Genomic DNA, 17,847 nt, shown 5'->3' on the forward strand with positions numbered 1-17,847 from the left:
TGTCGGTGAGGCAACAACGGTAGTTGGTGGCCTGTTGACGTGGTGGTCAAGGTGACGGCGTGAGGCGGGTTGTCGGTGTTCATCGTGACGGACGGAGGCGGGCAGGCGATACCGCGCGCCTGGCGGGTGGGCCGGGCCGTTGAAGGGGTCAGCTGGCGGGGCGAGAAGGCGACTCCGTCAGAAGCGCTCGGCCGCACCGGTGACGGCGGTAGTATCGGCGCATGCCGTTGGTGGCCGGCTCGATTTTTGCTGGGTACACCATCCTCCGGCTGCTGGGTTCTGGAGGGATGGGCGAGGTTTACCTCGCGCAGCACCCCCGGTTACGCCGCCGCGACGCGTTAAAGATTCTTCCCGAGTCGCTCACCGTGGATCGCGAATTCCGGGAGCGGTTCCACCGTGAAGCCGACCTCGTCGCCGAACTGTGGCACCCAAATATTGTCGGGGTGCATGATCGGGGCGAGTTCGATGGCCAACTGTGGATTGCGATGGACTACGTCGAGGGCACCGACGCTGGACAGCTGATGAAAGCCCGGTATCCGGCAGGGATGCCAGCACATGAGGTGTGCGCCATCGTCACCGCGGTGGCCAGGGCGCTCGATTACGCTCACCAGCGGGGATTGTTGCATCGCGACGTCAAGCCGGCCAACATCTTGCTCACCGCGCCAGAAGACGGCGAACGACGGATCCTGTTGGCCGACTTTGGAGTAGCCCGCCAACTGGCGGACGCCGGCGGACTGACGGCGACCAATATGGCGGTGGGCACGGTGGCGTACTGCGCACCTGAGCAGTTGATGGGGCTGGAGGTGGATGGGCGCGCGGATCAGTACGCATTGGCGGCCACCGCGTTTCACCTTCTCACCGGCGCACCGCCGTATCAGCATTCCAACCCGGCGGTTGTGATCAGCCAACACCTCAACGCAGCACCGCCAAAGCTCGGTGATCGGCGCCCGGAGTTGGCATACCTCGATCCGGTGTTGTCAACAGCGTTGGCCAAAGACCCCGCCGACCGGTTCGGCCGGTGCCGCGAGTTCGCCAGCAGGCTCAGTGGGCGGGCCGCCGTTGACGCGGACAGTGATCGTCTCACCGAGGCGGGCATCACCGTCGCCGCCCGCACCGCGGGATCCGCGCAGTCGGTACGACACGGCGCGAAACCACAGTCGACGACCACGAAGTCTCCATTGCGGCCTGAGGAAAGCCCGCCATCGGGCAGTGCGCCGACCGCAGCACAGAACTCGCGGCGACGGCGCCCGATCCTTGTCGGGGCGGTGATAGTGGTGGTGGTCGCCGCCATTGGTGCCACCCTGTACGTGATCGAGCGGGACAATCACGCAACCACCAGCCCGCCAACCAGAACCCTGCCTGCCGCCGTGCTCGACGGCACCTATCGCGTGGAGGTAGACCTTGCAAAGGGGACGGTCAACGGTGCGCCCAACCCCCAACCCAACACCGGCAACACCGCTTGGTGGGCATTTCGGTCATCGTGCGGACCTATCGGTTGCGTTGCCACCGGGACCGAGCTCGACGTCAACAACCATCACGTGGTGTCCAACCCTGGTGACACAGCCGAGTTCCATTTTGTCGATGGTCACTGGCAGCGGACACCCGTTCAGACCCACGTGCAGCTTCCACATTGCCTGGGGGCAGACGGGAAAAGTGTCGTCGCGGGCGTGAACACCGCAATGGCTACGTGGTCGTTTAAGCCCCAGCTCGACGGCACGCTTCGCGGCGGTATGACCGGCACTATTCTGACCAATGAATGCGGTAACCAAGGAGAGGTGATCCAGGCGCCGTTGGTGGCGACACGGATGGGTGATGTGCCGCCTGGTGTCAGCGTGGCCGATCCGGCGACGGTCACCGCTTCCCCGACGACCAGCACCGCAGCCCCAGTTGTCGGGGGCCGGTGCTCGACGGCACCTATCGCGTGGACTATGAATTCACAAAGCAGACGGAAAACGGCGCCCTAATAGACGGTTCCGCTGGGGACGAGACACACTGGTGGGCCTTTCGTTCCCTGTGCACATCGGCTGGATGCGTTGCCACTGGGGCCGTACTGGCCGACGAAAACCACCAAGAGCCCACGGGTGGCGTAGTTGTGCTCCGTTTCGCCAATGGTCACTGGCAGGACACGCCGTATCTCCAGTCAGGGGACCAATGCCCCGGTGAAACAAACGGAACAGTCACCGAGACCGACACGGTCAGTTGGTCTTTGGAGCCACAGCCCGACGGCACGCTTCGAGGCGTTGCGACGCTCACCGCTCTAACCAATGAATGCGGCAACCAAGGAGACGTGTGGCGGACACCTCTTGTGGTGACCCGTCAGGGCGATGTGCCGCCCAGTGTCGTCCTAGCTGATCCAGCGTTGTTCCTGGCCCCGCCTGTGCGAGCCACTGACGGCCCTCGCTGAACCTGCTCCACGAACTCCGACGAACCGACGACGGCGGTCCATCCACGACCCGCCGATACCCGGCTTGAAGTGCGAAACGCATCGATATCGTTCGACCTGGTTATGTGTGACAATGGTCAGGTTGTGGTCCAAAGTGCCGCTCTACAGGACTCGGCGGACATGACGGCCGCGGCGCGGGTGACGGCCTACAGCCGTATCGCACTCGCTACCGGTAGCAGACTGTTCGGAATCTGCTCTGTACCAGCCGATCTCCTCCTCCTACCACCGCGACTGTGAAAACCCCCCGGGCACCGGTCGTGTTCACTGTGCCGTCGCATACGACCGCACTTCTCACCCTCGGCCACGTATCGCTCCTAGGAGCATCGGTTTCTGGTCACCACAGCGTTCGTCGAGCCCGAGTCGGGTTCCGCATCGGACCGCGCTGACGTGCTCAAGCATTCCCAGGGGCTTGGCCGCCGCCACGCAACCCCGAGCGCAGCCAGATCTCATCAAGCAAAAGTTGGCCGCGGATCGCCGCCAACCGTTTGCGGCAGAGTCGAATCCGTTGCCGCCGTCGGGAAACAACGGCATGGGTGGCGCCGGTGGTGACATCCCCGCCGGGCACGCGACGGCGATCGGGTACCCGGTCAAATGGCGTGCGCTTACGGTGAACGGCGTCCGCGGGATCTCGCGGAAGCTTTTCAGTAGCACGTGGGGTAAGCCACCTGCGCGCTGGCGTCCAGCATGAGCGCGTCGGGGCCGATCAGGTTCGCCATCTCGCGGTCGGCCTCCCCGACGCTTTCGCCTTGCTGCAGGAGTCGGCAATAGTGGTGGCCCCACTCGATTACCTGCGCGGGATTGACGAAGGTATAGCCGAACGGCTCCAAACTTTCCAAGAACTCCTGGTCCTCTGCCGGTGTGAACCCACCCGGCCCGGGCGCCGGGATGGTGCGCGCCGGCGGTCGAGGTTGCGTAGGCCGCGGCGCCCTCGGTGCCGGCACTACTGCGGGTGCCGCCTGCGCGGGTGCCGGCACTACTGCGGGTGCTGCCTGCGCGGGCGGCAGCACTGCTGGGGGTGCTGTCTGCGCGGGCGGTGGCGCCGCCTTCCGTGGTGCGGCGGCTTGCGACGGTGGCGCGGCGGCTTGCGACGGTGGCGCGGCCCTCGGGATCGGTGCCTGAACAGGGCCGGGCGCAAGTGTGTAGTGGCTGCCGGGCTGCGGCGGGGGTATCAGCACCAGCATCCCGGCGATGGCAGCCGCGGCGATGGCCACGGCCGCGATGGCAGCGGCGATGAGCAGGTAGGCGGCCCTGACGGGCCAGCTATCCTCCTGCCATGGTGTGTCATCGTCTGGGTAAGGTTCCTCACCCCAGGCGTAGGCAACGCCTGTGGGTGCCCGGTCTAGCGCCGCTGTCGCGCCGACAACGGTCCTGTCGTCGCTCATGGCTCTAGTGTGCTCCCGGTGTCCGACATTTAGCCTCGGTGTGAGTCCACGGGCAGGTCCGAGGGTCCGACTGGGACATTTGGTGATCCCTGAGATTTGAGCGGCCTCCCGTGGACTTTGGTGTCTGGTCGTGCGGTGTTCTTGTTCGGGAACTTGGAGCCAGCCCGTGGTGTGGACTCCTGCTTAGAGAATGTCTGGACCGTGGCCGTGGCGCTCAGTCACGTGGTGATCTGGAAGAGCTTGTGGCAGGAGGGTTTGCAGTGGCATTGACGTTGGGGATCGACGTCGCGGTCCGGGCGGCGCATCAGGCGACGCTGGCCCGTGACGGCAAGACGGTGTGGCGGGGCCGTAAGTTCTTGACCCGCCCCGACGAGCTGGAGCGGGTGTGGGCCGATGTGGGTGCCGAGGATCCAGGCGAGCTGACGGTGGTGCTCGAGCCCACCAGAAACGCCTGGATTGTGGTGGCGGAGTGGTTTCGCCGGCGCGGCGCGAAGGTGGTGATGGTGCCGACGACTCAGTCAGCGGACCTGCGCAAGTACTACTCCAAGCACGCCAAGAACGACCGGATCGACTCAGAGCTGTTGGCCCGGCTGCCGCTGCTGCGCCCTGAAGGATTGCGTCCCTACACCGGGCAAGGCCCAGCTGATCCGTTGCGGCGGCTCACCAAGCAGCGTTCCACGATGGTCAAGCGCCGCACCGCGGTCTATGCCCGCCTCGACTCCCTCATCGAGCTGCTGGGACCGTCCTGGTATGCGGTGCTCGGGTCGAACTACGGCAACGCCGCGCTGCAGTTTCTGGCGCACTACGCCAATCCCCACGCAGTGATCCGGCTCGGCCAGGCCAGGCTGGCCAGGTTTCTCGCCACGCGGTCCCGTGGCGCCTGGCGTGACGAGCATGCCGCCGGCCTGATCGTCGCGGCCAAAGAAACCCTCGCCCTGTGGAATGTCGACGGCACCGATGGGATGAGCTTCGCCGAACTGGCCGCCGACATCGCCCACGAGGCCGAACAAGCGCTGTTTTTGACCCGTCAGATCAAAGAGATCGACGAACGGATCGCAAACCTCTACGCCCAGGCCGACCCGCAGGGGATTGTCGCGTCCGCGCCCGGCCTCGGAGCCACCATCAGCGCGGTCATCGCCGGCCGGATCGGTGATCCGCACCGGTTCACCTCGCTCGCGGCGATCCGCGCCTACACCGGACTGGTCCCGAAAGTCAGCCAATCGGGGGTGGTCAAGACCGAGTCGTCGATCACCAAGGCCGGCGACCCGCTGCTACGCGAAATGCTTTGCACCGCAGCCGATCAGGCGCGCAAAGTCGATCCCCAATTTGCCGCGAAGTACCACCGTCTAATGGCCGGGGACCGCCACCATGACTCGGCGATCTGCCACCTGGCCACCATGCTGATCACCCGCATCGCCACCTGCATGCGCAACGGGCAGCCCTACCAACTGCGCGACGTCGATGGCACCGCGATCACCGAATCGGAAGGCCGAGCCATCGTCAAAGAGCGCTACCAACTCGATCCCCGCCGCCGCGACCACGTCCGCCACAAACTCATGCGCCAGCGCCGCAAAAAGGCGGGCCAGGAGTCACAGGAGTCGCCACGCGCTCTAACATCCCAGCCCGCTAAACGCAAGCCTACGAACCCCCAAGTGGCTTGACTTCAGTTAGGAACTCAAGCCGGTCTTCTCGGGCGCGCGCGATGCGTCGAAGGCTCGGTCGCGCGTGAGCCGCGGCGGCGTTGAACGCCGACGACGGCCCGGCCGCAATCACGTCCCAAACCGCGTGGGCGACTCTGGGCGTATCGGGTGTATCACCGCGCGCCGGGCGGAGCCTCGCTGTCGAGGGAAGGCCACACGGGGCCCGGCGCACGTGACGCTACGGGCAATGACGGTCGACAGATGGGTTCTCGGGCGGGGTGGCGGCACGCCCTCGGACCATGGTGGACCGCGTGGCGTCCTCGATGAGGAACCGACAACGTCGATTCCTCGGCCCGACCTCGGCGAGGTGATCAGCTCCCGGGATCGGTGGGCCCCAGCTTCATGTGGTATTCGACTGCGGCAGAGGTGTTTTCGTCGGCTCTGGATTCGCCGCTTCACGAATCGGGCCAGTGCTAATGTTCCGGCGACTGCTATGGCGAATCCCACCACGACCATCCAGCCGAAGCCGTCGCGGGTGCGGTCACCGAGCCATCCCACCCCGACGAGCGCAGGCCCAATCGTTTCCCCGACCACCATTCCGGCGACGGCCGTGGTCACCGATCCGCGGCCCAGCGCAGACGTCAGCAACAGATACCCGGCGGCCCCGCCCAGGGCCACCGCGTACAGGGCCGGGTTGGTGTAGAACGTGGCTCTGGTGGGATCGGTCACATCGATCAGGCGCACGCCGACCTCCACGGCACCAAAGCCGCCACCGGCCCCTAAGCCCAGAACGAGGGCCCGCCAGCGGCCGCCCAACCGTCCTGCCGCCGCACCGGCAACGAGTATCGCGGCGACCAAACCCACCAGGGCCCAGCCCAGTCCAGCCGGGCCGCGCCGGGATCCCTCCGGGCCGGCAGCGAGCCCGAGCATCGCAAGGCCCACACAGACCACGCCCACAGCGGTCCGCTCCGCCGGCGCCAGCCGCGCCGAGAGCAGCCATGCGGCCCCGACGGCGGTCACCGCGAGTGAGGCGGCTAACGCCGCGGCGACGACGTAGATCGGTACTAAGCGCAGCGCCACCACTTGGAGCAGAAAGCCGCCGGCGTCAAGACCAAGCCCCGCGAGATAGCGCCAGTGCCGCACCGCGCGCAACAGCAACATTGCGTCGACACCCGAGCCGCTGCCGGCTGTTACCGATCGCGTCGCGGCGGCCTGCAACACCGACGCCGTGCCATAACACACTGAGCAGCCCAGCGCCAGCAGCAACCCGATCAGCACACACCGACCATACGAGACGGACCAGTCGGCTATCCAGCGGAAAGTGGAAGCCCTTGTTGCGCAGGGCGATTGCGACGTTGACCACGCAATCGCGCGGCGCGCGGTCCTGGGCAGCGAGCTGTTGGGGCTCCGACACGCGCCCTGCCCCGAACGCCACGAGGTTGTGGGGCCCAGCGCAACGCCATGCCGAGAACCGCCAGGAGCCGATCGATCGCTCGGCCTCTACGAGAGCGGCAACCTCGCCGACTTGGCTTAGGAATCCCCGAGATCCCCGTCTTTGACCTTGGCCATCGCCAGCACATCGAGGCGCCGATCCAGCTCCTCCAAGGACAGCACATCACCGACCAGGCCGCGGTCAATGACGGCCTGGCGGATGGTCTTGTGCTCCTTGAGCGCTTCTTTGGCCACCGCGGCGGCCTCCTCGTAGCCGATCACCGCGTTCAACGGTGTCACGATCGACGGTGAGGATTCGGCCAGCGTGCGCAGCCGCTCCACATTGGCCGATAGCCCGTTGACACACCGCTCGGCGAATAGCCTCGACACGTTGGCCAGCAGCCTGAAGGACTCCAGGATGTTGCGCGCCATCATCGGGATGTAGACGTTGAGTTCGAATGCGCCGTTCGCGCCGCCCCACGCGATTGCGGCATCGTTGCCGATCACTTGCGCGGCAACCTGCGTCACCGCCTCCGGTATGACCGGATTCACCTTGCCCGGCATGATCGAGCTACCCGGCTGCAAATCCGGCAACCGGATCTCGGCCAACCCCGTCAGCGGACCCGATCCCATCCAGCGGATGTCGTTGGCGATCTTGGTCAGCGATACCGCGATGGTGCGCAGTGCTCCGGACGCTTCGACCAACCCGTCGCGGGCGGCCTGGGCCTCGAAGGAGTTTTTCGCCGTGCGTAATTCGGTCAGGCCGGTCCGAGCGATCAGCACCTCGACCACCTTGGCCCCGAAGCCGTCCGGCGCGTTGAGGCCGGTGCCCACCGCGGTCCCGCCGATGGCCAGCTCGCCCAGCCGCGGCAGCGTGGCTCGTACCCGCTCGATGCCGGCAGCGATTTGGCGGGCGTATCCGGAAAACTCTTGCCCCAGCGTCACCGGAACGGCGTCCATCAGGTGGGTGCGTCCCGACTTCACCACCGTGCGCCACTCGCGAGCCTTGGCAGCCAGCGCGTCGCGCAGCAGCTCTAGTGCTGGGATCAGTTGGCGCACTGCGGCTTCGGTGGCAGCAATATGCGTTGCCGTCGGGAAGGTGTCGTTGGAGGACTGCGACATGTTGACGTCGTCGTTGGGATGCACGACAACCGGTGGTGTCGCCCGGGCGGCGATGCTGGCGATCACCTCGTTGGCGTTCATGTTCGAGCTGGTGCCCGACCCGGTCTGGAAAACGTCGATGGGAAACTGGTCGTCATGGCGGCCGTCGGCGATCTCGGCCGCGGCGGCAATGATGGCGTCGGCCTTCTGCGGCGCCAGCAACCCGAGATCCCGGTTCACTTGCGCGCAGGCGCCTTTAAGCAGACCCAGGGCGCGGATCTGCGCGCGTTCCAGACCGCGCCCGGAGATCGGGAAATTCTCCACCGCGCGTTGAGTTTGCGCGCGCCACAACGCCTTTGCCGGCACCCGGACCTCGCCCATGGTGTCGCGCTCGATGCGGTACTCGGTGTCGGCGGCGCTATCGGCCATGGGTCAGCGTCCTCGCTCGTAGGTCGAATCCGGGTTATGGCAATGGGTAGCTGGCGTTGGTGTCGCCGGTGAAGTCGATGGAGGAGTATTCGGCAAGTTTCGACAGCCGGTGGTACGCCTCGATCATCCGGACGGTGCCGGACTTGGAACGCATCACGATCGAGTGCGTGGTGCACCCGCCCGGGTAGTAACGAACACCCTTGAGCAAGTCGCCATCGGTTATCCCTGTCGCGCAGAAGAACACGTTTTCACCGGACACCAAATCCTCGGTGGTCAGCACCTGATCGAGATCATAACCGGCGTCGATGGCTTTCTGGCGTTCGGCGTCATCGCGGGGCGCGAGCTGGGCCTGGATCGCGCCGCCCATGCAGCGGATGGCCGCCGCGGCGATGATGCCCTCCGGGGTGCCGCCGATGCCCGCCAGCATGTCGGTGCCCGAGTTGGGCCGGCACGCGGAGATCGCACCGGCCACGTCGCCGTCGGTGATCAACCGGATTCGCGCCCCGATGGCGCGGACGTCGTGAATGAGCTGGGCGTGCCGTGGCCGGTCCAGGATGCACACCGTCATATCGGGCACCGACAGATCCTTGGCCTTGGCGACCGCGCGGATGTTGTCGGCGATTGGCCTGGTGATGTCCAGCACGTGCGCGGCCTCAGGCCCGGCGGCGATCTTGTTCATGTAATACACCGCCGACGGATCGAACATCGCGCCCCGCTCGGCGACGGCTAGCACCGAGATGGCGTTGGGCATGCCGTTGCTCATCAGGCGGGTGCCGTCGATGGGATCCACCGCGACATCGCACTGCGGGCCGTCGCCGTTTCCGACCTCTTCGCCGTTGTAGAGCATCGGCGCGTGATCTTTCTCGCCTTCCCCGATAACGACCACGCCCCGCATGGACACGGTGTTCACCAGTTCGCGCATCGCGTCGACCGCGGCGCCGTCGCCGGCTTCCTTGTTGCCGCGGCCGACCCAGCGTCCCGCGGCCATCGCGCCGGCTTCGGTGACCCGCACCAGCTCGAGGGCCAGGTTCCGGTCCGGGGCCTCACCCCGGGCCCGCACCCGCGACGACGAGCCGGGTCGCGGCGAGGAGGAGGGGACACCAGCGACTTCCGTCGACGACGACGAGCCGGGTCGCGGCGAGGAGGAGGGGACACCAGCGACTTCCGTCGACGACGACGAGCCGGGTCGCGGCGAGGAGGAGGGGACACCAGCAACATTAGCCATGTGTTGATTGTCCCAGATGAAGGCTGGCGTGCGGAGCTGGGATACTGAGTTTCATGACCGCGCAGCCCCAGCCGAGGGCCAAGCCCGCCAAGTCGCGGCTGCTGACGGACGGGCGCGACATGTTCTGGTCGATCGCGCTGCTGGCTTTGGCCTGCATCCTGTTGGCGGGCCTGGCTGGCACCTGCTCGTTTCAGCTGGGTGCGCCGCGCGGGGGACCGGTCCCGTCCTACGACGCCGCGAGCGCCCTGCGTGCCGACGCGCAGGCACTTGGGTTCCCGATCCGGTTGCCGCGGTTGCCTTCGGGCTGGCAAGCCAACTCCGGAAGTCGTGGCGGCATCGAAAATGGCCGAACCGACCCGTCGAGCGGCCGGGCGGTGAACGCCGTCACCTCCACGGTCGGATATCTCAGCCCGACCGGCATGTATCTGAGCCTGACCCAGAGCAATGCCGACGAGGACAAGCTGGTCGGCTCGATCCATCCGTCCATGTACCCGACGGGTGTGATCGGCATCGACGGCGTCAACTGGGTCGTCTACGAAGGCAAAGGCCGTGAGCCGGTGTGGACCACCCGGCTGGACGGCCCGTCGGGTTCCGCGCAGATCGCGATAACCGGCGCCGGAAGCACCGATCAGTTCCGGGCGTTGGCGGCGGCGACGCAGTCACAGGCGCCGCTGCCCGCGACGCGCTAGGGACAGCGGTTTCGCGGCGTCCGGTTGCTTCCGCCGGGGAACAGCTCACGTGCCGGTTGCCTCCCGGGCAGCTCATGTGGTCGGCGAATGCCCTACGGACGGCGAGGCGTGCTGCGCGCGGGTCGCCCAAGGTGCGGGGGCGCGGTCGAACAGCCGTCCGTGTGCGACGAGCGAGGCGGCTTGCTTGAGGCGTTGCGTGCGAATGCTGACCTCAAACGTCCGGATGTGATCGATGGCCGCCAGGCGCTCGGTGAGGTAGCGGTAGAGGTCATTGGCGTCCTGGCAGATGGCGACGGCAACAAGGTTGTTGCGCCCGCTGACCGCGGCGGCGAACGCGATCTCATCATGGACGGCGATCTGCTCGCCGACACCCTGCAAGTGCTGGGGGGCGACGGTGAGCCACAGCATTGCGTTGAGGTGATAACCCAGACGCTCCGGCAGCAGCTCGACCTCGTAGAGCAGGGTGCCCGCGGCTTCCAGGGCCGCGATTCGCCGCGCTACCCGCGCGGCCGACCAGCCGGTTCGCTCGGCCAGGAGCGCCAGCGGGGCACGCGCGTCATCGGCGAGCGCGTCCAGTAGCGGGCGGTCCTGCGCCGTGGGGGTGATCGGCCGCCCGGACCCCGTGCGAGCGGGCGGATCCGCGAGGATCTGAGCGGCCTGCTCGCCGGTGAGCTTGGGGCCGTAGCCGGTCCACGTGTTGCCGTAGCCGGTCGATGACGGCATCGCTTCCCCGAACGTGTGCAGCAACAGATCCACACTGATGTCAAGGACCGACGCCGAGCGGGGAAGTTGTTGCAGCAAAACGTCTTCCGGGGTTTCGCCGATGGGTGCGTGGATGATGCAGACCAGCTCGGTCCAATCCGAGGCGACGTTGGCGTAGGTGACCTCCGAGCGCCGCACGAGCGCCTCGGCCAGCGCGTGTATCCGGTCCGGCTTTGTGTGGATGCGGGCCACCCACCGGGCATTTCCATGGACGTGGGGATTGACCAGGCCGACGACACGCAGCACGCCCGCGCGACGCAGCCGATGATAGCGGCGCGCGACGGTTTGCTCGGATACGTCCAGAGCCGCGGCGATCCGGCGAAACGACACTCGCGGCGCGAGCTTAAGCGCGTGCAGGATCTGCACGTCGAGCGCGTCGGTCATGAGGAAAGTATGCGGGATTCACCGCGAGCACGTGGATTTCTTAACTGTTGGGCGGATGAGCAAGGCAGTCCTTCACGGTGGGTGTGAGGCTGTCTGTGGGGGATCAGCACGGGATTGACGGGAAGGTGATGCCGTGCAGTTGACGGGCAATACCGTCCTGGTGACCGGCGGTGCCACCGGGATCGGCCGTGACCTGGCCGAATCATTTCACTGGCTGGGTAATCAGGTGATCATCGCGGGGCGGCGCCCCGCGCCGTTGCGGGCCGTCGCCGCCGCGAACCCGGGCATGCAGTATCTGCGGCTGGATCAGGGCGACCGCGCCGGTATCCGGCGATTCGCCGTCGAGCTGGCCGCGCGCCATCCGGACCTCAACATTGTGATTAACAATGTGTGCGCCGCGGGCTCCGGACATCTTCCCGCCGGCGGCCCCGAGACGGCGCAGGCGATCGAGGCGGTCAGCCCGTGGGGGCCGATCCGGCTGATCGCGGCGTTGCTGCCCACCCTGACGGCCCGCCCACGTGCCGCGATCGTCAACGTCACGTGTGGATTGGAGTGCGTGCCCACTGCCGCCGTCCCGGCGTATTGCGCGACCAGGGCGGCGCTGCGCTGCTACACCCGGTTGCTGCGTTTGCAGCTTCGTGACAGCGGGGTTCAGGTGATCGACGTGACCCACCGCACGTGCAGCCCGGGATCCTCGCCGATGCCACCGGCGGATGCCCTTGCCGCGCGACGCGCGACGACGGTTCTGTCCCGTGTGGGAGCGGCCTGAGCTGCCCACCAAGCCCGGGCGGTGATCCTGGCGAGGACGCAGCCGTATCGGCGAATGTCTCCAACGACGCTAAGGAAGTTGATCGATGCGGACCACGATGCCTAGGCCGGACGAAGACTGGCCGATGCGCGCGCCGAGGGCCGGCGCGATGAGCTATTACCGGCGAACCGCAGGAGGAGCGCAGATCGGCGGACTGACCTGCGCCCCACGCGGATTGGCCAGGAAAGACGGCGACAGCTGGGATATCGGCGAGAGCGTGGGGGCAACGGCGCTGCAGGCGGCCGCGTCGCGGGCCGCCGAGAGCGCCCAAGCGCACCCGCTGATTTGCGACCCGTTCGCAAGGCTGCTGGCCGCAAATGCGGGCCCGGCCTGGGCTCGCCTTGCCGACGGCGACCTCGGCTGGCTGGGACACGACGAGCACGCACGCCGGATGGAGATCCTGGCCCGTGACTACCACGCGATGCGCACCCGCTTTTTCGACGAACGCTGCCGGGTCGCCACCCGTGCCGGCATCCGGCAGGTGGTGATTTTGGGCGCCGGCCTTGATTCCCGGGCCTACCGGTTGGATTGGCCGCCCCACACCGAGGTGTATGAACTCGACCAGCCGGGTGTGCTCGCCTATAAAGATGCCACGCTGGATGGGCACGACGCGGTGCCGCGGGCGCATCGCTGCGCCGTATCGGTGGATTTGCGCCACGACTGGACGACCGCGCTCACCGCCGCCGGGTTCGACCGCTGGGCGCCCACCGCGTGGCTGGCCGAGGGTGTCATGCCCTTTCTCCGCGCCGCTGACCAGGAAAGCCTGCTGGCCCGCATCACCGCGCTGAGCTGCGATGGCAGCATGCTGGCGATCGAGGCGGTCGACCTCGAATCCTCGTTGAACCCCAGCGGGCTGGCCGCCTGGCGGGAGCGTGCCGGCCGGCTACGCAGCCGGCTGGGCATCGGTGTCGATGCCACGACGCTGATCTACGACGACAAGCCAGCGCACCCCCAGCGTTGGCTCAGCGAGCATGGCTGGACCGTCGAGGCGGTTCCCAGCGACCGGGAGCTCGCCCGCCTGGGCCGACCGGTGCCCGCCGATCTGCGGGCGGAAAGCGTGGCCAGCACCTTGCTGATCGCCACCCGGCGGCCCGGCGATTAGGCGTGGCGGTTAGGAGCGGCGCGGGGGCGATTTCGCGTCACGCTTCGTCGCCGTCGCCGGCGGCCAGCGCGTCCTCCACTCGCTTACGGGCGCCCGCCAAGTGCTCTTCACATCGCCGGGCAAGCTGCTGGCCCCTTTCCCACAACTTCAGCGATGTCTCCAGGTCGAGACCGCCCTGCTCCAGGAGCCGGACAACCTCGATCAACTCGTCCCGGCATTGCTCGTAACCAAGCTCGCTGACGGGTGTCCCCGCTCCCGGGTCAGTCGCCATCGGTGAGTCCTTCGCTAACCGCCGCGAGGGCGCCGTCGGAAACCCGCACCCGCAGCCTGGTACCGGCGGGCGCGTCGTTGACCGACCGCAACACCGATCTAACACCCTCGGCGGAAACCGCTTGCACCACGGCGTACCCGCGGGCCAGGGTGGCGGCCGGGCCCACGGTGGCCAGCCGGGCGGCCAGATGGCCGATGCGCTCGGCCTCGGCGGCCACGAGGCGGGTGATGTCGCGGCGCAGCGCCTCGCGGGCGCGGCGCACCTCGTCGGCGCGTGCTGTCAGCGCCGCCAGCGGATCGGCCAGTGCCGGGCGGCTGCGCAACTGGGCCAGTGCCCGCTGTTCGCGGGACACCCAGTTGCGCAATGCTTGCGCGCTGCGCCGGCGCAGGTCGTCGAGCAACGCCTGCTCGGCAGCGGTATCCGGGACGATCATCTTCGCCGCGTCGGTGGGGGTGGCGGCCCGCAGATCGGCGACCAGGTCGCACAGCGGGTTATCGGGCTCGTGGCCGATCGCGCTGACCACCGGCGTGCGGCAGGCGGCGATCGCGCGGCACAGCGTCTCGTCGGAGAACGGCAGCAAATCCTCGACGCTGCCGCCACCGCGGGCCAGCACGATCACGTCGACAGCCGGGTCGCGGTCCAGTTCGCGCAGCGCGTCGACGATCTGCGGGACGGCGTTGGGCCCCTGGACCGCGGTGTTGCGCACCGCGAAACGCACCGCGGGCCAGCGCGCTGCCGCCACCGTCGTCACATCGTGCTCGGCCGCGCTGGCCCGCCCGGTGATCAGTCCAATAGTGTTGGGCAGGAACGGAATCGGCCGCTTAAACCGGGGGTCGAAGAGCCCCTCGGCGTCCAGCAGCCGGCGCAGCCGCTCGATGCGCGCCAGCAGCTCGCCCAGGCCGACAGCGCGAATATCGCTCAGCCGCAGGGAAAATGTGCCACGCCCCGTATAAAACGTCGGTTTGCCGCAGACCACCACCTGCACACCTTCGGACAGTTGCACCGGTGCGTCCAGCAGCAGCTCACGCGAACAGGTCACGGTCAACGACATGTCGGCCGCCGGGTCGCGCAGCACCATGAACACGGTCTTGGAGTCGGGCCGGATGGTGATCTGTGCCAACTGTCCCTCGACCCAGACGGCGCCCAGTTTGTCGATCCAGCTCGCGATCCGGACGGCCACCGCGCGAACCGGGAACGGGTTTTCCGCCGAATTCGCGGGTTGATCCGGCACCGATCGGGTCACTTTGCGGTCGCGCGGGTGATCCTGTTGGCAAGCAACGTCTGAAACGGAGCGCGGGCCTTGGTGGCCTGCTCGTAGGCCAAAAGGGCTTCGAGCTCATCGACGTCAAGCGTGTGCAGCCGGGCGCGCAGCTGGGCCAGCGTCAACGTGTCGTAGTCGAGTTCCGTTGCCACCGGCGGCGCCGGCGCCGTTTTGGCCGGGCCCGTTTGCGCCGGGCCGGGCCCGGGGGGCTGCTGAGCCGGCATGGGCCGGGCCGGTGGCCCGGCCGGCGTGGCGGACTCACGGGAGGCTGGTGGCCCTTCGGCCACCGAATACAGCGCAAACCGTCCCTCGGTTCGGCGATCGTCGTTGCCGGCCGTGGGCCCCGGGCCGGACGGCTCGTCACCGGGCTGGGCGGAGTCCTCGTCAAAGGTTGCCCACTCCGGCTGCTCCTCCTTCGGGGGGAACAGCGTGTCCAGGGTGGCGTCGCCCTTGATGACCAGCTCGGCCAGGTTTTGCTGGAATCGCATCACCAGGTGCGCCGCCTGGCTGACCAGCGTCATCGGGTACAGCAGGATGGTCCGCGGCAGCTTCATCGTTTCCTCCACGGCAACCGTCGCCACGCCCACCAACAGCCGGATTCCATACGGTGCAGTAGACATGAGTCCCAGACTGCCCTAACCGGCGGTCAAGTCCAAGCCGGCGGCGTGAGCTGGCGGGTGTGCGCCGGGAGCAAGTACGCTGATGCCCATGCCGCCGACCGTCGACGTGGGCATTCCCGGCGCATCTCGCTCCGCAGCCGGCACCGCCGCCGGCAAGCGGGTGCTCCTGGCGGAGCCCCGAGGGTACTGCGCGGGGGTGGATCGCGCCGTCGAGACGGTCGAGCGGGCGCTGCAGAAGCACGGCCCGCCGGTGTATGTCCGCCACGAGATCGTGCACAACCGCCACGTGGTGGACACCCTGGCCAAGGCCGGCGCGGTTTTCGTCGAGGAGACCGACGAGGTTCCCGAGGGCGCCATCGTGGTGTTCTCCGCGCACGGCGTGGCGCCGGCCGTCCATCACTCGGCCGCCCAGCGGGGCCTGCAGGTGATCGACGCCACGTGTCCGCTGGTCACCAAGGTGCACAACGAGGCCAAGCGCTTTGCCAGGGATGACTACGACATCCTGCTCATCGGGCATCAGGGTCACGAGGAAGTCATCGGGACCGCCGGGGAAGCCCCCGAGCACGTACAGGTCGTCGATGGGCCCGCGGCCGTCGACACGGTGACGGTCCGCGACGAGAGCAAGGTGATCTGGCTGTCCCAGACCACGCTATCGGTCGACGAGACCATGGAGATCGTGCGGCGGCTGCGCCGGCGCTTCCCGAAACTACAGGATCCGCCCAGCGACGACATTTGCTATGCCACGCAGAACCGCCAGGTCGCGGTCAAGGCGATGGCGCCCGAATGTGACCTGGTGATCGTCGTGGGATCGGCCAACTCGTCCAACTCGGTGCGACTGGTCGAGGTGGCCGCGGGTGCCGGCGCCCGGGCCGCTCACCTGGTCGACAGCGCCGAGGACATCGACCCGACGTGGCTGGGCGGGGTGACCACGGTCGGCGTCACTTCCGGCGCGTCGGTGCCCGAGATATTGGTGCGCGGTGTGCTGGCGAGGCTGGCCGAGTTCGGCTACGACACGGTTCAGCCGGTGACGACGGCCAACGAGACGCTGGTGTTCGCGCTGCCGCGGGAGATTCGCCCGGCCCGGCGCTGACCGCGCCCGCCGCCGACGCGGGGTGGCTGGCATGCGCGTGGCGGGGATTTCAGATGTCGTACTCCCACGACTCGGCCGTCGAGTCGCGCGTACTCCAGGTTTTCGGGCCGACGGGACCCTCCTCGTCGCCGGCCGACCCGCGATAGCGGACTCGTGAGATGGGGTGATGGGTCGCCGTGGTGCCGTCCGCTGTGGGTGGCGCGGGCCGGCGGCGCCGCCCGAAGGGCGGGAGCGGTTCCCCGGGTTCCAGGGGTTCGTACGGGTCGTAGCGGCTGTCGCGTGCGGTGGCCCGGCCGGTGGGCACTCGGGGATCCCGGCCGATCTCCCGCAGCGGCCGGCCGGCGCGCACTCGAGGATCCCGGCCGATCTCCGCGGTGGCCCGGCCGGTGCGCACTCGAGGATCCCGGCCGATCTCGCGCGGCGGCCGCCCGCGCAGGTCAGGTTCGTGGGGCACCCGGCTACGGCGCCGCGGGGCGGGTGGCTCGGCGGCCTCGCCGTCGGGGGCTCGTGAACGGCGCCGGGCACGCCCAACCGGCGCCTCGGGCGTGTCGTCCCGCGCCGGTGCCACTCGGCGGGACCGGCTCGCGGCGGGGCGCGCGACCGGGCCGGCGGCACCGGCACTCTTCGTCCGCGGGCGGGCTGCCCTCCCGAGAGACCAGCGAACGATGCCGATCAGCAGCACACCGGCCGAGGTAGACGCCATCAACGGGAAGCGCTCGATCAGTGGATAACCGCAGTTGATCAGGATGTCCCTGAGGCCGGTGATCTTGGCGCCGTGGAACAGCCAGTAGGCGCCGGGCACGCTGACGAACAGGATCAGCGGTGGCTGGATGACCGCGGTGAAGATTCCCGATTGCCGCACGGCGATCACCGCCGCCACACAACCCGACGCATAAAGTGCGGCGAAGACATTCGTCAGTTGTTTGGCGCCCGACCCGGCGTCGAAGGCGTAGCCGAGCGCCGTCGCGGTTGCGGCGATGACCACCGCCGCCCACCAGGGCACCCCGGGGACGCTGGGGTGAATTGAGCGGTGCTCCGCCGCCACCGCTGACCTCGCCCGCTGCACTGACACACGTTGACCGTACCGGGTGATGGCCGACAACGGGTGGCCCGTACGCTTCCGGCGTGCCTGAGGTCCTCCCCGCCGGCGACGGCGCAGGGTGGGCCGCCCCGCGGGGCAGCGGCGGCAATGGCAATTAAGCCCCGCCC

16 protein-coding genes are annotated in these 17,847 nt (G+C 68.1%); 7 read left to right on the top strand and 9 right to left on the bottom strand.

Annotated features, from left to right (window positions below):
- Positions 1-221 precede the first annotated feature (221 nt).
- The gene (locus MSM1_RS20830; protein WP_213446105.1) at positions 222-1,964 is read left to right on the top strand and encodes a serine/threonine-protein kinase; all 1,743 of its coding nucleotides are present in this window, start codon (positions 222-224) and stop codon (positions 1,962-1,964) included.
- A 1,120-nt stretch (positions 1,965-3,084) separates the two neighbouring features.
- On the opposite strand, the gene MSM1_RS20835 is transcribed toward MSM1_RS20830, so the two are convergent.
- The gene (locus MSM1_RS20835) at positions 3,085-3,825 is read right to left on the bottom strand and encodes a DUF732 domain-containing protein (protein WP_213446107.1); all 741 of its coding nucleotides are present in this window, start codon (positions 3,823-3,825) and stop codon (positions 3,085-3,087) included.
- A gap of 120 nt (positions 3,826-3,945) precedes the next feature.
- On the opposite strand from MSM1_RS20835, the gene MSM1_RS20840 reads away from it, so the two are divergent.
- Both MSM1_RS20840 and MSM1_RS20845 read left to right on the top strand, forming a co-directional pair.
- Positions 3,946-4,095 carry a hypothetical protein gene (locus MSM1_RS20840; RefSeq protein WP_213446109.1) on the top strand — a complete coding sequence of 50 codons (150 nt, stop codon included), beginning with the start codon at positions 3,946-3,948 and terminating at the stop codon, positions 4,093-4,095.
- Positions 4,086-5,486, top strand: coding sequence for an IS110 family transposase (locus tag MSM1_RS20845; RefSeq protein ID WP_213446111.1), 1,401 nt, complete (start codon positions 4,086-4,088; stop codon positions 5,484-5,486). Before MSM1_RS20840 ends, MSM1_RS20845 begins: the two co-directional genes overlap by 10 nt.
- Positions 5,487-5,594: 108 nt before the next feature.
- On the opposite strand, the gene MSM1_RS20850 is transcribed toward MSM1_RS20845, so the two are convergent.
- The 3 genes from MSM1_RS20850 to glpX all read right to left on the bottom strand — a co-directional run bounded on the left by MSM1_RS20850 (position 5,595) and on the right by glpX (position 9,651).
- Complete coding sequence (locus MSM1_RS20850) at positions 5,595-6,743, bottom strand: hypothetical protein (RefSeq protein WP_236057405.1); 1,149 nt, start codon at positions 6,741-6,743, stop codon at positions 5,595-5,597.
- 252 nt (positions 6,744-6,995) lie between these two features.
- Positions 6,996-8,426 carry a class II fumarate hydratase gene (locus tag MSM1_RS20855; protein ID WP_213446113.1) on the bottom strand — a complete coding sequence of 477 codons (1,431 nt, stop codon included), beginning with the start codon at positions 8,424-8,426 and terminating at the stop codon, positions 6,996-6,998.
- Between the two features lie 34 nt (positions 8,427-8,460).
- Positions 8,461-9,651, bottom strand: a complete 1,191-nt coding sequence (gene glpX, locus MSM1_RS20860; protein ID WP_236057414.1) for a class II fructose-bisphosphatase — start codon at positions 9,649-9,651, stop codon at positions 8,461-8,463.
- 53 nt (positions 9,652-9,704) lie between these two features.
- Between glpX and MSM1_RS20865 the strand changes: the two genes are divergently transcribed.
- Positions 9,705-10,340 (top strand): DUF4245 domain-containing protein, encoded by a 636-nt coding sequence (locus MSM1_RS20865; RefSeq protein ID WP_213446114.1) that lies wholly within the window; start codon positions 9,705-9,707, stop codon positions 10,338-10,340.
- A 72-nt stretch (positions 10,341-10,412) separates the two neighbouring features.
- Here MSM1_RS20865 and MSM1_RS20870 read toward each other — a convergent pair whose 3' ends face one another.
- Entirely contained in the window at positions 10,413-11,486 is a 1,074-nt protein-coding gene (locus tag MSM1_RS20870) for an Lrp/AsnC family transcriptional regulator (protein WP_213446116.1), read from the bottom strand.
- Positions 11,487-11,619: 133 nt separating this feature from the next.
- Between MSM1_RS20870 and MSM1_RS20875 the strand changes: the two genes are divergently transcribed.
- A complete protein-coding gene (locus MSM1_RS20875) occupies positions 11,620-12,255 on the top strand; it encodes an SDR family NAD(P)-dependent oxidoreductase (protein ID WP_213446119.1) in 636 nt (211 codons plus the stop codon).
- An 85-nt stretch (positions 12,256-12,340) separates the two neighbouring features.
- Complete coding sequence (locus MSM1_RS20880; protein ID WP_236057417.1) at positions 12,341-13,396, top strand: SAM-dependent methyltransferase; 1,056 nt, start codon at positions 12,341-12,343, stop codon at positions 13,394-13,396.
- A 37-nt stretch (positions 13,397-13,433) separates the two neighbouring features.
- Here MSM1_RS20880 and MSM1_RS20885 read toward each other — a convergent pair whose 3' ends face one another.
- The 3 genes from MSM1_RS20885 to MSM1_RS20895 are packed head-to-tail and all read right to left on the bottom strand — an operon-like array spanning position 13,434 to position 15,548.
- On the bottom strand, positions 13,434-13,667 hold the full coding sequence (locus MSM1_RS20885) for an exodeoxyribonuclease VII small subunit (RefSeq protein WP_213446121.1): 234 nt from the start codon (positions 13,665-13,667) through the stop codon (positions 13,434-13,436).
- Positions 13,657-14,898, bottom strand: coding sequence for an exodeoxyribonuclease VII large subunit (gene xseA / locus MSM1_RS20890; RefSeq protein ID WP_374101757.1), 1,242 nt, complete (start codon positions 14,896-14,898; stop codon positions 13,657-13,659). Before xseA ends, MSM1_RS20885 begins: the two co-directional genes overlap by 11 nt.
- Before the next feature lie 8 nt (positions 14,899-14,906).
- Complete coding sequence (locus MSM1_RS20895) at positions 14,907-15,548, bottom strand: lipid droplet-associated protein (RefSeq protein ID WP_213446125.1); 642 nt, start codon at positions 15,546-15,548, stop codon at positions 14,907-14,909.
- 88 nt (positions 15,549-15,636) lie between these two features.
- On the opposite strand from MSM1_RS20895, the gene MSM1_RS20900 reads away from it, so the two are divergent.
- Positions 15,637-16,638 carry a 4-hydroxy-3-methylbut-2-enyl diphosphate reductase gene (locus MSM1_RS20900; RefSeq protein WP_213446127.1) on the top strand — a complete coding sequence of 334 codons (1,002 nt, stop codon included), beginning with the start codon at positions 15,637-15,639 and terminating at the stop codon, positions 16,636-16,638.
- A gap of 49 nt (positions 16,639-16,687) precedes the next feature.
- On the opposite strand, the gene MSM1_RS20905 is transcribed toward MSM1_RS20900, so the two are convergent.
- The gene (locus MSM1_RS20905) at positions 16,688-17,710 is read right to left on the bottom strand and encodes a DUF6542 domain-containing protein (RefSeq protein WP_213446130.1); all 1,023 of its coding nucleotides are present in this window, start codon (positions 17,708-17,710) and stop codon (positions 16,688-16,690) included.
- Positions 17,711-17,847 lie beyond the last annotated feature (137 nt).

This window comes from Mycobacterium sp. SM1 (genome assembly GCF_018361265.1).
Taxonomy (GTDB): Bacteria; Actinomycetota; Actinomycetes; order Mycobacteriales; family Mycobacteriaceae; genus Mycobacterium.